Annotated in this window: 11 protein-coding genes; all 11 read left to right on the forward strand. The window is 61.1% G+C overall.

Annotation, left to right across the window (positions count from 1 at the left end):
* The first annotated feature begins 37 nt into the window (after positions 1-37).
* Positions 38-1,201, forward strand: a complete 1,164-nt coding sequence (locus DHN55_RS06400) for a zinc-binding dehydrogenase (RefSeq protein ID WP_108880499.1) — start codon at positions 38-40, stop codon at positions 1,199-1,201.
* Positions 1,202-1,235: 34 nt separating this feature from the next.
* On the forward strand, positions 1,236-2,153 hold the full coding sequence (locus DHN55_RS06405; RefSeq protein WP_108880500.1) for an FAD binding domain-containing protein: 918 nt from the start codon (positions 1,236-1,238) through the stop codon (positions 2,151-2,153).
* Complete coding sequence (locus DHN55_RS06410; RefSeq protein ID WP_108880501.1) at positions 2,146-4,044, forward strand: molybdopterin cofactor-binding domain-containing protein; 1,899 nt, start codon at positions 2,146-2,148, stop codon at positions 4,042-4,044. The genes DHN55_RS06405 and DHN55_RS06410 overlap by 8 nt, the downstream gene beginning before the upstream one ends.
* Positions 4,041-5,057, forward strand: coding sequence for a xanthine dehydrogenase family protein molybdopterin-binding subunit (locus DHN55_RS06415; RefSeq protein ID WP_337659983.1), 1,017 nt, complete (start codon positions 4,041-4,043; stop codon positions 5,055-5,057). Before DHN55_RS06410 ends, DHN55_RS06415 begins: the two co-directional genes overlap by 4 nt.
* A gap of 79 nt (positions 5,058-5,136) precedes the next feature.
* Complete coding sequence (locus DHN55_RS06420; protein WP_337659984.1) at positions 5,137-6,108, forward strand: Bug family tripartite tricarboxylate transporter substrate binding protein; 972 nt, start codon at positions 5,137-5,139, stop codon at positions 6,106-6,108.
* A 10-nt stretch (positions 6,109-6,118) separates the two neighbouring features.
* Positions 6,119-6,616 (forward strand): tripartite tricarboxylate transporter TctB family protein, encoded by a 498-nt coding sequence (locus DHN55_RS06425; RefSeq protein WP_108880503.1) that lies wholly within the window; start codon positions 6,119-6,121, stop codon positions 6,614-6,616.
* 9 nt (positions 6,617-6,625) lie between these two features.
* The gene (locus tag DHN55_RS06430; protein WP_108880504.1) at positions 6,626-8,158 is read left to right on the forward strand and encodes a tripartite tricarboxylate transporter permease; all 1,533 of its coding nucleotides are present in this window, start codon (positions 6,626-6,628) and stop codon (positions 8,156-8,158) included.
* Between the two features lie 5 nt (positions 8,159-8,163).
* A complete protein-coding gene (locus DHN55_RS06435; RefSeq protein WP_337659985.1) occupies positions 8,164-10,062 on the forward strand; it encodes a thiamine pyrophosphate-dependent enzyme in 1,899 nt (632 codons plus the stop codon).
* A gap of 15 nt (positions 10,063-10,077) precedes the next feature.
* Positions 10,078-11,514: an aldehyde dehydrogenase family protein gene (locus DHN55_RS06440; RefSeq protein WP_108880505.1), complete on the forward strand. Its 1,437-nt coding sequence runs from the start codon at positions 10,078-10,080 to the stop codon at positions 11,512-11,514.
* An 18-nt stretch (positions 11,515-11,532) separates the two neighbouring features.
* Positions 11,533-13,251 (forward strand): dihydroxy-acid dehydratase, encoded by a 1,719-nt coding sequence (locus DHN55_RS06445; protein ID WP_108880506.1) that lies wholly within the window; start codon positions 11,533-11,535, stop codon positions 13,249-13,251.
* On the forward strand, positions 13,241-14,449 hold the full coding sequence (locus DHN55_RS06450; RefSeq protein WP_108880507.1) for an MFS transporter: 1,209 nt from the start codon (positions 13,241-13,243) through the stop codon (positions 14,447-14,449). The genes DHN55_RS06445 and DHN55_RS06450 overlap by 11 nt, the downstream gene beginning before the upstream one ends.
* The last annotated feature ends 53 nt before the right edge of the window (positions 14,450-14,502 follow it).

The raw sequence follows: 14,502 nt of genomic DNA on the forward strand, positions 1-14,502 counted from the left end.
AATGCGCTGGAAAAAACACGAACGAGGAGACGTAAAAATGGCAATGCCGATTGATGTAAAGACCAGCACCGACTATCCGATCCCGGAAACCATGAAAGCCTGGGTGTTGGGCAATCCCGGCGACATCTCCTTGCAGGACAAACCGGTTCCGGCCCCTGCCAGGGCGGAAGTGCTGGTGCGCATCGACGCGGTGGCCATTTGCGCAACCGACCTTGAGATCATCCATCACGGCCCGCCGGCGCAGATCAACGGCCAACTGCCGTTCAACCAGAATTTCACGCCTGGCCATGAATATATGGGAACCGTGGTCGCGCTCGGCCCCGGCGTTGACGAGTATGCAATCGGTGAACGGGTTACCGTGGAAATTCATGCAGGTTGTGGCCAGTGCAAGCGCTGCCGCGAAGGCATGTACACCTCGTGCCACAATTACGGGAAAAACTATGGTGACGTGAACAAGGGCCACCGGGCCAACGGTTTCACCACCGATGGCGGTTTCTGCGAATACCAGGTCAACAACATCAACACGCTGGTGCACGTCGACGACAACATGTCGGACGAAGAGGCAACCCTCGTCGTGACCGCCGGCACAGCCATGTACGGGCTCACCGAACTGGGCGGGCTTGTCGCCGGTGAAAGCGTGGTCGTGACCGGACCCGGTCCGATCGGCCTGATGGGCGTGGCTGTGGCAAAGGCCATGGGCGCTCAACCGGTGATCCTGACCGGTACGCGCGACAACCGGCTTGAAATCGGCAAGCAGCTTGGTGCCGACCACGTCATCAATGTGCGCAAGGAAGACCCGGTCGAGGCGGTGCACAAGATCATGGGCGGCAAGGGCGTCGACTATGTGGTCGAGTGTTCGGCGGCGCCCAACGGCATCAACGAGGCGGCACAGATGGTCAATCGCGGTGGCCGTATCTGCCTGGCAGCGTTCCCGCATGAATCGCCTGCAGTGGATGTAGCCCACCTGGTGCGTAACAACATCTATATCTTCTCCATCCGTGGCGAGGGCAAAAGCGCCACCCACCGGGCCGAAGCCTATATGCGGCAGAAACGCTTCGACGCGACGCTGATCCACACCCACACGTTCGACATGGGCGATTTGCCTGAAGCGCTGCGTTACGCCAAGGACCGGGTGGAAGATGCCATCAAGGTGGTGGTGAAGAACGATCATGCGCAAAGCCAGCGCGCAGCGGCGGAGTAGCACCGACTGCAGTGTACAACAGCGGAGACGCCCGATGCTGACATGTGACCAGTACCATATGCCGACCAGCCTGGCCGACGCACTTGCCATGTGGCAGGACGCTGCAGACGGCACAAGGCTTGTAGCCGGCGCCACCGACATTCTGCCGTGGGCGCGGGAAGGCCGCGCCGGGGATGTTCACCTGCCGGCCATGATAGACCTCTCCCGCGTGCCTGAACTGGATGGTTATACGGTCAAAGACGGCCGCATCCGACTGGGCGCCAACGTCGTCTACCAGCAGTTCCTGAGCGATGAAAAGCTGCGTAAATTGCTGCCGTGCATGCCCTATTGCGCGGTGTGGTTTGCCGACGACCAGATTCGCGAACAGGCGACCCTGGCCGGCAATATCGTCAATGCCTCACCGGCGGCAGACGGTACCCCGCCGATCCTGGCGCTGAACGGCGAGATTGAAATTGCCCGTCTTGACGACGGCGATGTCGCCAGTCGCAGTGTTGCCATCGGTGATTTCATCAAGGGGCCAGGTGCGACCGACCTCAAGCCGGGGGAAATTGTCACTGCCGTTACCTGTGACACGCTGGAAGGCTATGGCGGATCGTTCCAGAAGGTCGGCCAGCGTCGCTCGCTGGTGATCTCCTCGGTGTGTGCGGTTGCCTGTATCAAGCTGGACGAAGCGACCGGAACCGTTGCCGATATCCGCCTGGCGCTCGGCGGCATCAGCCCGGTGCCGCTACGCCTGAGCAGTGTTGAACAAGCGCTCACAGGCAAGCGGCTGACACGCGAGATGATTGTCGAAGCAAGCCGGTCACCTGCAGACCTGGTGGCCTCGCGCACCCGCCGCGAATACCGGCGTGTTGTGGTTCGAGGGTTTGTAGAGGCTGCCATCGAGGATGCGCTGGCTGACTGCGGAGCAGCCCTGCCAAATGCCGAAACCAGGGAGACAGCAAATGTCTGAACAAACCCAAACCGACCTGCAACTGGAATTCAGGATCAACGGGCGCAACATGAAGCGGCGGGCAAAGCCGCACCAGCGCCTGCTGGACTTCATCCGTGACGACCTTGCCCTGACCGGTGCCAAGGAAGGCTGCGGCGCCGGTGAATGCGGCACCTGCTCGGTGTTCGTCGACGGCAAGCTGGTCAAGTCCTGCCTGATGCCGGTGGCCAAGATCAACGAGGCGACAATTGAGACGATCGAAGGCCTCACCGGATGGGGTGGAGACCTGACGCCGGTGCAGAAGGCGTTTCACAAGACCGGCGCCAGCCAGTGCGGTTACTGCATTCCCGGCATGGTGATGGCGGCAACCTCGGCCCTGCGCGAAAACCCGAAAGCCGACATCGAGGAAATCAAGGAACGCCTAGGCGGCAATATCTGCCGCTGCACCGGCTACACCAAGATTTTCGAAGCTGTCGAAATGGCCCGTGACGTGCTGTCGGGCGAGAGCAACCCAACCGTTTTGGAAGCCGACGGTGCGGGTAAATCCTATATCGGCAACAATGTCCGCCGCCTGGATGCGCCGAGCAAGGTTGCCGGCCGGTTGCGTTATGCGGGCGACATGGTGATGCCGGGCATGCTGCACATGCAGGTGCTCAGAAGTCCGCATGCCCATGCGCTGATAAAGTCCATCGACACAAGCGAGGCCGAAAGCCTGCCCGGCGTGGCCTGTGTCGTTACCGCTGACGACGTGCCCGGAGAAGACGGCTTCGGCGTGTTTGTGCACGACCAGCCGATCATGGCGCGTGGCCGGGTGCGGTATGTAGGTGAAGCCATTGCCGCCGTTGCTGCCGATGACGTGCTGACGGCGGCGCGTGCGGTATCCCTTATCAAGGTCGAGTATGAACCGGTTGCAGCGGTGTTTGACGCGGAAGAGGCCATGCAGAACGGGGCGCCGGTGGTGCATGAGTATGCGCCGGACAATGTCGTAAAGCACATTCCCATTCGCAAGGGTGATCTTGAACAGGGTTTCGCGGACGCCGACCTGGTGGTCGAGCAGAGTTATGACACCCAGGCGGTTGAACACGCTTACCTGGAGCCGGAAGCGGGTATCGCCTATGTCGATCATGACGACGTGGTCACGGTCGTGTCGCCGAGCCAGAACATCACCCATCACCGGCACATGCTGGCCAAGATCATCGACAGGCCGATCAACAAGGTCCGGTTCATCATGAGCCCCGTCGGCGGCGGTTTCGGCGGCAAGGAAGACATGATCTACCAGGGCATGCTGGCGCTGGCGGCGATGAAGACGGGCGCACCTGTGCGGCTGGTTTACACGCGGGAAGAATCCATCATTTCAACCGCCAAACGCCACCCGGCACGCATCACCTACAAGATGGGGTTGAAGCAGGATGGCCGCATAACCGCCGTGTCCTTCAGGATGGTCTGCGACGGCGGCGCCTACGGGCTTTCGACCGAAGGCGTCATGCGCAAGGCCGCCATCCTGTCGTGCGGACCGTACAATGTGCCCAATGTCCAGATCGACGTGTACGGCATCTACACCAACAACACGCCGTCAGGCGCCTTCCGTACATTCGGCGCGATGCAGTCGCAGTTTGCCACGGAGTCCCACATGGATATCTGCGCGGAAAAGCTCGGCCTGGACCCGTTCGAAATCCGGCGCATCAACATGATGCATGACGGCGCGGTCACCCATACGCAGCAGAAACTGGGATCCGTTTCGATGGGCCGCGTGCTTGACGAGGCTGAAAAGGCGAGCCGCTGGGACGCGGGGCCGGCCGGGATGCGCGGCCAGGAGCGCACTGATCTTGGCGGTGATGATACACGTCCACCCTGCACACTGGGGGCACGGTTCCGCAAAGCGGGTGATGATGATCGCCAGGAGGTGGCATGATGGAACGTAAAATGCGCGGCCGCGGCATGGCGGCAAGCTGGTATGGCATAGCACGCACAGCGACCATCGACCGGGCCGGGGCCTGGGCAGAGCTTGATGACGGCGGCACGGCAAAGATCGTCACCGGCGTTACTGAAATCGGTGAAGGCATCCTGACCCTGCTGGCCCAGGTGGCGGCAGAGGAAATGGGCATCAAGCCGGAAGATATTACCATCGGCGACAATGACACGGCGCGCTCGCCGGAGGCAGCCCATGCCGGCGCCACCCGGCAAACCTACATGATCGGCAACTCGGTTGCACTGGCATGCCGTGATGCGCGCGCCAAGCTGGACAAGGAACTGGCCGATCACTGGGACGTGGAGGCCGACAGTATTGAAGCGTTTGACGGTGAAATCTGGTCAAAAGACTCGAACCTGAAAATGTCCATGGAAGAAGCAGTGGACATCTGCAAGAAGCGCGGCGTCGTGCCGGTGGGATCGGGATCGTTCACCGCCCATGGCACCGGGCTTGATCCGGTCGATGGCTCCGGCAGCCCGTGGCAGGCCTATGTGTTCGGCACCCAGGTGGCGGAGGTTGAAGTTGATACGGTAACCGGTGAAGTGCAGGTGCTGGGCATCTGGGCCTCGCATGACGTGGGCAGGGCTATCAATCCGCGCGGCGTGGAAGGCCAGATCGAAGGTGGTGTCGTGCAGGGGCTCGGGCAGGCCCTGATGGAAGATTACCAGCTCGAGGACGGACATACCAAGACGCACGGGTTTGCAAAGTACATCCTGCCGACCGCGCTGGATATTCCCGAAATCAATACGGTTATCGTGGAAGACCCCGATCCGAAGAGTCCGCTGGGCGCGAAGGGCATCGGAGAACCGGCACTGGTGCCGACCGCACCGGCCATCATGAACGCAATCCATGACGCTGTCGGCGTGCGCATTACGTCACTGCCGGCAACGCCTGAAAAAGTGCTGGCGGCGCTGGAAGCCAAAGCGGCTTCCGGTCAACTGGAAGCTGCTGAATGAAGTGAAAACCGCCGGAAGACAAAATGCACCGGCATATCCAACGGGCCCGTAGCGGGCTCGGTAACCCTGGGAGGAAACCATGAGAAACATGAACCTGAAATCGTTGTTGCTGGGGGCAACTGCATCTGTCTTTCTGCTGGCCGGACTGAATGTCCAGGCGCGTGCGGAATTCCCTGAAAAACCGGTTGAGATGACCGTGTTGTTCGGTGGCACGGCACAGACCATCGGCCAGTTGCTGGCGGACCTGATGTCGAAAAACCTGGCCAACCCCGTGGTTGCAGTCAGCCGCACTGGCGGCGGCGGCGCGGTCGGGTACTCGCATGTCCAGTCGACAGATGCCGACGGCTACAACATGGTGTGGAACTCCAATTCGGTGAGCACGTCGCATTATCGCGGCAACATGAAATTCAACTATGAAGCGTTCACCCCCATCGCCCGGGTGAGCGTCGAAACACCGGCGCTGGCGGTCAGCGCCGATTCCGGCTGGAAATCGCTTAAAGAGATGGCCGATGCCGTCAAGGCCGGCGACAGCAAGCTGAAAGTGGGCATTTCCGGTAACGGCTCGTTCACCCACCTGACGTCTGCAGCCCTGTTCGACAAGATGGGCATTGCCGACAAGGTGGTCTACGTGCCGTACGGCAAGGGCAAGGCGCCGGTTGAACTGCTTGCCAAGCGTGTCGATGCCGCCGTGCAGTGGCCGGGGCAGTTCATCCCGCACCAGCAGGCCGGCAAGCTGTCGATCCTGTGCGTGACCGGCAAGGACCGCATTCCACAGCTCAAGGACACACCGTCATGTGCCGAGGCCGGTGCGACGGACCTGAACATCACCATGTGGCGCGGTCTGGCGGCACCTGCGGGTACACCTGCCGATGTGGTTGCCAAGCTGCAGGATGCAGCCAAGGCAGCGATTGCATCGGACGAGTTCCAGTCAGCCGCCGACAAGATCGGCTTTGAGGCGTCGTTCCTGCCGGCAGACGAGTTCGGTTCGCTTATCGCCTCGGATGATGCCGCGATCAGTGACCTGATGGGCAAGCTGGGCCTGAAGAAATAGGCCGCCCGGCATGGTCTCGCGTCGCTCCGATATCATACTGAGTACCATACTGCTTGTGGTATCGGCACTTTGGTGCTGGGGAGTGGTCACCACCATTCCCGGTGCCGAAGACGGCTCGCGCCTTGGCGCCAGGGGGTTTCCCCTGGGCCTTGGCCTGCTGCTGGGCGGATTGAGCCTGGTCATTCTGCTGCAAAGCCTGCGGCCCGTATCTGCAGAGACCGCCGGCGATGAAGCCGAGCCGTCGGACATCAGCAGTGGTGTTGAAGTCTGGGCAATCACCGCCACGGTCGGGCTTCTGGTCGGATACGCGGTGCTGCTTGAATACACCGGCTTCATGATTGCAACCGCGCTGGTCGTGGCAGCGGCTGTCGGGCCGGTACTGGGCATCTGGCGGCCGAGGCTGATCGCAGGCATGTCGGTCGGTCTGTCACTGGGCATCTATCTGGTTTTCGGCAAGCTGCTCGGTGTCTACCTGCCGTACGGCAAACTTATCAACCTGGCATTCTAGGAGCGCGGCATGGATGCATTCGCCAGCGCCCTGGGGGCCGTTTCAGACCCGTTCACGCTGCTTGCCATCGTGGCCGGCGCGATCATCGGTATCGTGTTCGGCTCCGTGCCGGGGCTGACTTATTCCATGGCACTGGCACTGGTGCTGCCGATCACCTTCAAGTTTGACACCAGCGCCGCCGTCGGCATGTTGCTGGGGACTTACATAGGCGGCATGACGGGCGGTTCTGTATCTGCGATCCTGCTTGGCATACCAGGCACGCCGTCTGCGGCTGCGACCGTGCTTGACGGCTACAAGATGACCCGCAACGGACGCGCCGGGCTGGCGCTGGGCGGTGCGGTTCTGGCCAGCGGGTTCGGTGGCATCTTCAGCCTGCTGGTGATGATCGTCTCGGTTGATCTGGTGGCCCGCCTGGCCATTCAGTTCGGGCCGGTGGAGATTTTCGCGCTGGTGCTGTTCGGCCTGTCGACGATCTGCGGACTGGCTGGAAAATCGCTGGTGCGCGGCATGATTGCCGGTGTCATCGGTCTGCTGCTGATGACCATTGGCCTGGACGACATGGACGGTGTGGCGCGCATGACGTTCGGGTGGACACCCTTGCTGCAGGGCGTAGACCTGCTGGTGGCCATGGTCGGGCTGTTCGCCGTGCCGCAGATCATGAAGACGCTGATCGACTACAAGCTCGACCGGGCGTTCAGGCTGAACGCATCGGGTGTGCGCAGCGAACTGCCCACTTTCAAGCAGTTGCGCAATTCATTCTGGCTGATGTTGCGCTGCTCGGCACTGGGAACCGGCGTCGGCTCGATCCCCGGTACCGGCGGGCCAATCGCGGCTTTCCTGGCGTACGATCACGCAAAACGGTTTTCGAAAGAACCGCAACGGTTCGGCAAGGGCAAGCTGGACGGCGTGATGGCACCTGAATCGGCCAACAATGCCGTCACCGGCGGCGCCATGATCCCGCTTCTGTCACTCGGCATACCGGGTGATCCTGCAACGGCCGTCATGCTTGGCGGGTTCCTGATCCACGGACTGGTGCCGGGGCCGATGCTGTTCACCCACAACAAAGCGGAAGTCTACCTGATCTACCTGGCGATACTGGTCTCGTACATCACGGTGGTGGTGTTCCAGTATTTCGGCATTCGCGGTTTCGTGAAACTGCTGAAAGTACCGCCGCACCTGATGGCGGTGGGCATTCTCATCATGTGTGGCGTCGGGACGTTTGCCATCCGCAATTCGTTTCTCGATGTCTACATGATGGTCGGTGTGGGCCTGATCGGTTATCTGCTGATGCGGGCGCGCATTCCGGTGACGCCGATCATTCTCGGCCTGGTGCTGGGACCGACGCTGGAGCGCGAGTTCCGCACCGCAGTGATCATGTCCGAAGGCAGTTTCGGGGTATTCTTTTCATCTGCCACGGCTGTCATTTTTTACGCGTTGACCATCGCCGTCATCGGGTTCCATTTCTACGGCCAGATGCGCGACGCCAAGAAAACGCGGGATGCGGTAAACGGCAAGAAAGCACAACAACAGGGGGCAGGCTGAAGCAGATGCTCGATACGTCGAAAGAGGCAGATATGGGTGATGCGGCAAGGCTGCGGGCCAAGGCGATCAGCAAGGCCGGCGGGCTCGACAAGGCCCTGGCCGATGGCGTCATCGACGACATGGTCGAGGTGTCATTGTCGGAAGGTCTCGTTCTGGGTCTGCTCAGACAGGGCGTGCGGAAATACTTCGCGATTTTCGGCCACGGCTCGACGGACCTTGGCGAGGTGTTGCGCATTTATGATGAAGAAGGCGTCACCCGGACCGTCAATTGCCGCAATGAGGTGGAGATGGCCCATGCCGCCACTGCACTTTCCTGGCAGTACGGTGAAACCTGCGCCGTCGTCACCTCAATCGGCCCCGGCGCCCTGCAGGCCATGGCCGGCTCACTGGCGGCAGCGTCCAATGGTGTCGGCGTCTACCACATCTATGGTGACGAGACGACGCAGGGCGAAGGCTACAACATGCAGCAGATACCCAAGGAGCAGCAGGGCCTGTTCGGTCAGATCGGTGCACTGATGGGGCAATCCTACGTGCTGCATACGCCCGGTGCGCTGCGTGACTGCATGCGGCGCGGCACGGCGTGCGTGCATCATCCTTACAAGGCCGGGCCGTATTACGTGTTGCTGCCGCTGAACACCCAGCCGCAACTGACCCAGGTGAACCTGGCGACCTTGCCCGGTGCGCTCACTGTTCCGGCCACGGCACCTGCCGACGATATCGCTTATGCCGATGCGCTTGACAGGCTTGCCGCCTCGAAACGCCCGGTGATCAAGGCAGGCGGCGGCACGCGCGGGCATGACGACGTGGTGCGGCAGCTGGCCGAACGCATCGGGGCGGTGGTGGTGCAGTCGCCCGGATCAACCGGCGTACTGCCCGATGCGCACCCGCAGAACATGCATGTGGGTGGTTCCAAGGGATCGATTTCCGGCAACTATGCCATGGACAATGCCGACCTGCTGATTGCCATGGGCACGCGCGCGGTGTGCCAGGCAGACTGCTCCGGTGTCGGCTATCCGAATGCCCAGGCGGTGATCAATATCAACGGCGACCTGTCCGACCTGATGCACTATGCCAACACGGTTGGCCTGCCGGGCGATATTTCCGCAGTGACGTCGAAATTGCTGGAACAGATGACTGGTTCAAACTCGATCGATCCGGCCGCCAGGTCGGATTGGCTTGATGCCTGTGCGGCGCAAAAACAGGCCTGGATCAGGTTCAAGGCGGAACGGTTTGCGGCCGAACCGATTGCAGACGAGGCTTGGGGACGGGACGTGCTGACCCAGCCGCTGGCCATCAAGATTGCGGCAGACCATGCCGCAGCGCTGGATGCAGCGAAGTTTTTCGATGCCGGCGACGTTCAGGCCAACGGCTTCCAGGTCGTAGAAGATAACCGGACGGGAGATACCTACACCGAGACCGGCGCGTCCTATATGGGATTTTCCGTCTCGGCACTGCTGGCCTCGGGCGCGGCCGACGAGCCGCGTTACGGCGTGGCGTTCACCGGTGACGGATCGTTCATGATGAACCCGCAAATCCTGATTGACGGTGTGGAGCATGGTGTCAAAGGCATGATCGTGCTGTTTGACAATCGCCGGATGGCTGCCATTACCGGCCTGCAGCAAGCGCAATACGGCGAGGAATTCCGGACCAACGACCAGGTGCCGGTTGACTATGTGCAGATGGCGTCATCGGTCGCCGGCGTAAAGGCGGTGTTTGCCGGATATGACCAGGACAGCCTGCGCAGGGCACTGGACGAGGCAGGCCAGCATGACGGCCTGTCGCTGGTGCATGTGCCGGTCTATGCCGGCACAGATGCCATTGGCGGCATGGGGGCTTACGGATCATGGAATGTGGGTAACTGGGTTGGCGATGTGCAGGCCCGTTATCTGAAACAGAAAATCTGACCAGGGAAAACCAACGTGTATCAGGACTTTCAGCTTTATATCGACGGCGAATGGGTTTCGGCAAAAGGCGGCGCGACCAAGCAGGTATTTGACCCGGCAAACGAAGACGAGATAGGCAAGATTTCAGATGCCGGCAGCGATGACCTGGACCGGGCGTTGTCCGCTGCGGAGGCGGGTTTTGCAGAATGGAAACAGGCCGGCACCTGGGAACGGGCCGCAAAGATCCGCAAGGTTGCCGACCTGATCCGGGAACGGCTGAACACCATTGCCACGATCATGTCTATCGAGACCGGCAAACCGCTGGCCGAAGCCAAGGGCGAGACCAATGGTGCGGCTGACCAGTTCGAATGGTATTCGGAAGAGACCAAGCGGATTTACGGCCAGCTGATCGGCTCGCGTACCCATGACAGCCGCCTGGCGGTGATCTACCAACCGGTCGGTGTTGTGGCTGCGTTTTCGGCCTGGAACTTCCCGGCCCTGCTGCCGGCGCGCAAGATTGCGGCAGCACTCGCCGCCGGGTGTTCGGTGATCATCAAGCCGGCCGGGGAAGCACCCGGTTCCTGCGCCCTGATCGTCCAGGCCTGTCATGATGCGGGGATTCCGAAAGGTGTGGTGAATTTCGTTACCGGCAATTCAAGCATGATCGCAAAGCATCTGATCTCATCGCCGGTGGTGCGCAAGGTTTCGGTGACCGGATCGGTGCCGGTTGGCAAGGAAATCCTGCACCTGGCGGCGGATGGCGTCAAAAAGGTATCCATGGAACTGGGCGGGCACGGCCCGGTCATCGTGTTCGAAGATGCCGACGCTGAAAAAGCTGCGGAAGTATGCGCCGGCACCAAGTTCAGGAATTGCGGCCAGGTGTGCATTTCACCGACGCGGTTTTACGTCCATGAAGCCAGATATGATGCCTTTGCCGCCAAGTTTGCCCAGGTCGCCAGATCCATCAAGGTGGGACGCGGCATGGACGAAGGGACGCAGATGGGCCCGATGGCCAATTCACGCGGGCTGGAGACCATCAAGACGATGGTTGCCGATGCCGTCGACAAGGGCGCGGAAATCCTGGCCGGGGGCCAGCAGCCGAAGGATTTCAATCGCGGCTTCTACTATGAGCCCACAGTGCTGGGCCGGGTGCCGGACGATGCCATGGTGATGACTGAAGAGCCGTTCGGGCCGGTTGCGCCGCTGACGACATTCACCGAGTACGATGATGTCATGACCCGGGCCAACTCATTGCCGTTTGGTCTGGCCGGATACCTGTTCACCCACGATCTGGGCACGGCGACCCGCGCGTCGGAAGACATGGAGGTTGGCATGGTCGGCGTCAATGAAATGCTGCTGGCAACCGCAGAAGCACCATTTGGCGGTATCAAGGAAAGCGGCATGGGGCGCGAAGGCGGATCGCTTGGCATTCATGACTATCTTGAGCCAAAGTATGTCAAGATGAAGCTTTAACAGGGTTGCCCCGATAACATGTCAGACAGCAAAGAATTCGGTCTCGCCAAGGGACTGACCAACTATGGTGATCGTGATTTTTCGATCTACCTGCGCCGGTCTTTCGCCAGCTCGATGGGGTATTCGCGCGACATGCTGTCGAAGAAGATCGTCGGCATCGCCTACACACCGTCCGGCTACAACAACTGCCACCGGCATTTTCCGGAAATGCTGGAGGCGGTCAAACGTGGTGTCCTGACTGCCGGTGCGTTGCCGGTGGAGTTTCCCACCATTTCGCTCGGTGAAGTATTCCTCAACCCGACCAGCCTGAAGTTCCGCAATCTGATGTCCATGGACACAGAGGAGATGATCCGGGCGCAACCAATGGATGCGGTGGTGCTCATGGGCGGGTGCGACAAGACGGTGCCGGCACAGTTGATGGGTGCCGTGTCTGCCGACCTGCCGGCGGTGCAGATTGTTGCCGGCCCGATGATGACGTCGCGCCACGGCGAGGAGCGCCTCGGGGCCTGTACCGACTGCCGCCGCTTCTGGGGCAAGTACCGTGCCGGCGAGATCGATACGGATGAGATCAACACGGTCGAAATGCGGCTTGCGACAACCGCCGGGACCTGCGCCGTCATGGGCACGGCGTCGACGATGGCGTGTATCGCTGAGGCGCTTGGCATGTCGTTTCCCGGAACCGCCGCCATTCCGGCAGTGCATGCCGACAGGCTGCGCGCGGCGGAGGCGACCGGTATTGCGGCAGTCAACCTGATGGCTCGGCCGGTCAGGCCTTCCGAGATCATCACCCGCGACAGCGTAGAGAACGCATTGCGGGTGTTGCTGGCGCTGGGCGGCTCGACAAATGCCATTGTCCACCTCACGGCCATTGCGGGCAGGGCGGGCATCGACATCCCGCTGACCTGGTTGAACGAGCTATCCGAGACAACACCTGTGCTGGTCAACCTGAAGCCGGTCGGATCGCACTACATGGAGGACTTCTTTTATGCCGGTGGCCTTGGCGCGGTACTGCGTGAACTGAAACCGTTGCTGAACCTGGATTGCGCGACCGTGACCGGTGATACACTGGGAGAGAGACTTGACCAGCCTGCGGAACCTGCTGATCGCAAGGTTATCTCCAGTGCACGATCACCGCTCGAAGCCAAGGGCGGCCTGGTGGCGCTGTTCGGCTCACTGGCACCGAGGGGGGCGATTCTGAAACGGTCGGCTGCCGATAACACGCTGTTCGAGAAGGAAGGCCGCGCCGTGGTGTTCAGTTCGCTGGAAGATCTGGCCGCCCGCATCGATGATCCGGACCTGGACGTGACGGCGGATGACTTTCTGGTGCTGCAGAACGCCGGGCCGACAAGCCCGTCGGGCATGCCTGAGGCAGGCTACCTGCCGATCCCGAAGAAACTTTCCTCGCAAGGGGTCAAGGACATGGTGCGGATATCGGATGCAAGGATGTCAGGCACGGCTTTCGGTACGATTGTGTTGCATGTGACACCGGAGGCGGCACAGGCCGGGCCATTGGCGCTGGTGCAGAATGGTGACCGCATTCGCCTGTCCGTCGAAAACAAGACGATTGACCTGCTGGTGGACGAGGAGGAACTGGAACGGCGCCGGGCAAGCTATCAGTCCAGTGCGCGTGACGCAGCGACTTTGCGTGGCTACGACAAGCTCTATGCCGAGCAGGTGCTGCAGGCAGATGAAGGTTGCGATTTCGCATTCATGAAACCGGTGCAGGATGACCGATGACAGCTTCAGGTGGGTCGTGCTTTTCGGCTGCTGGTTGCTGTACTTCGTGTTTGGCTTGAGTGTCACCAGCCTTGCGCCGCTGGTCGGTGAAATCACAAGTGAACTCAGTTTAAGCCGGGCCGACATGGGGATGGTGCTGGGCGCCTGGCAGTTTGTCTACATTTTCCTCGCCATTCCGGTCGGCTTTGCGCTGCAGCGCCTGGGCGCCGGAAAGATGTTGATACTGGCTGCAGTGATTATAGCTGCATCCGGCATCAGCCGGTCCCTGGCCGAAAGCCACTGGTCGCTTCTGGCCGCCGTTGCTGTTTTTGGCCTGGGAGGCCCGGTGGTTTCTGCCGGTGTGCCGCAGACGGTTTCAAAATGGTTCACCGGCAACCAGCGCGGCCTGGCCATGGGCATTTACATAACCGCTCCTCCGATCGCCGGCATAGTGACGTATTCCCTGACCCAGAGCACGCTGCTGCCGGCACTCGGTGACTGGCGAGCCGTGCTTCGGCTGTGGGCGCTGTGTGCAGCGGTGGCCGGCGTCATCTGGTTGCTGATCTGGTTGGCGGGCAGGCGAATTGACCGTAAGCAGGCGACCCGCAGCGAGACTCCTCGCGCATACAGGCTGGCCGATGCGGCGGGCCTGTTTTCCCATCGCAACACCTGGTTGCTGCTAGCCGTCGGCATGGGCGTGTTCACCATAGACCACGGGCTTCGCAACTGGTTGCCCGAGATATTGGTAGCCAGTGGCCTTACAGCCGCGCAGGCCGGCTATCTGGCCTCCATCGCGGTCGTGTGCGGGGTGGCCGGTGCCCTGCTGTTTCCGGCAATGGCCGTGGCCCGGCGACGGCGCAAGGTGCTGATCTCCATGTTCGTGATGTCGGCAATGGGCTGCATTGCGCTGCAGGGATGGTCCTACCCGTTGCTTGTTGCCGGGCTGGTGCTGGTCGGTGCCTCTTCCGGCGCCATGATGACGATCAGCATTCTCACCCTGATAGAGCAGGACTATGTCGGCCCGGAGCGGGCGGGAATAGCGGGCGGGATTTTCTTCTCGTTCGCCGAGGTCGGCGGTGTCATGGGACCGGTGATGTTCGGCCTCCTGCATGACCGCACCGGCGGGTACGATGTCTCGCTTTATGTGCTGGCGTGTGTAGCGCTGCTGTTGTGCGTGCTGGTACAGGCAATTCAGCCAGCCAGGCCTAGATCAGGATGATTTTTGGTTGAATCAACCAAAAATCATAAACCTGATCGCTTTTAAAGTGTTAG

The organism is Anderseniella sp. Alg231-50 (assembly GCF_900149695.1).
Classification (GTDB): Bacteria; Pseudomonadota; Alphaproteobacteria; order Rhizobiales; family Aestuariivirgaceae; genus Anderseniella.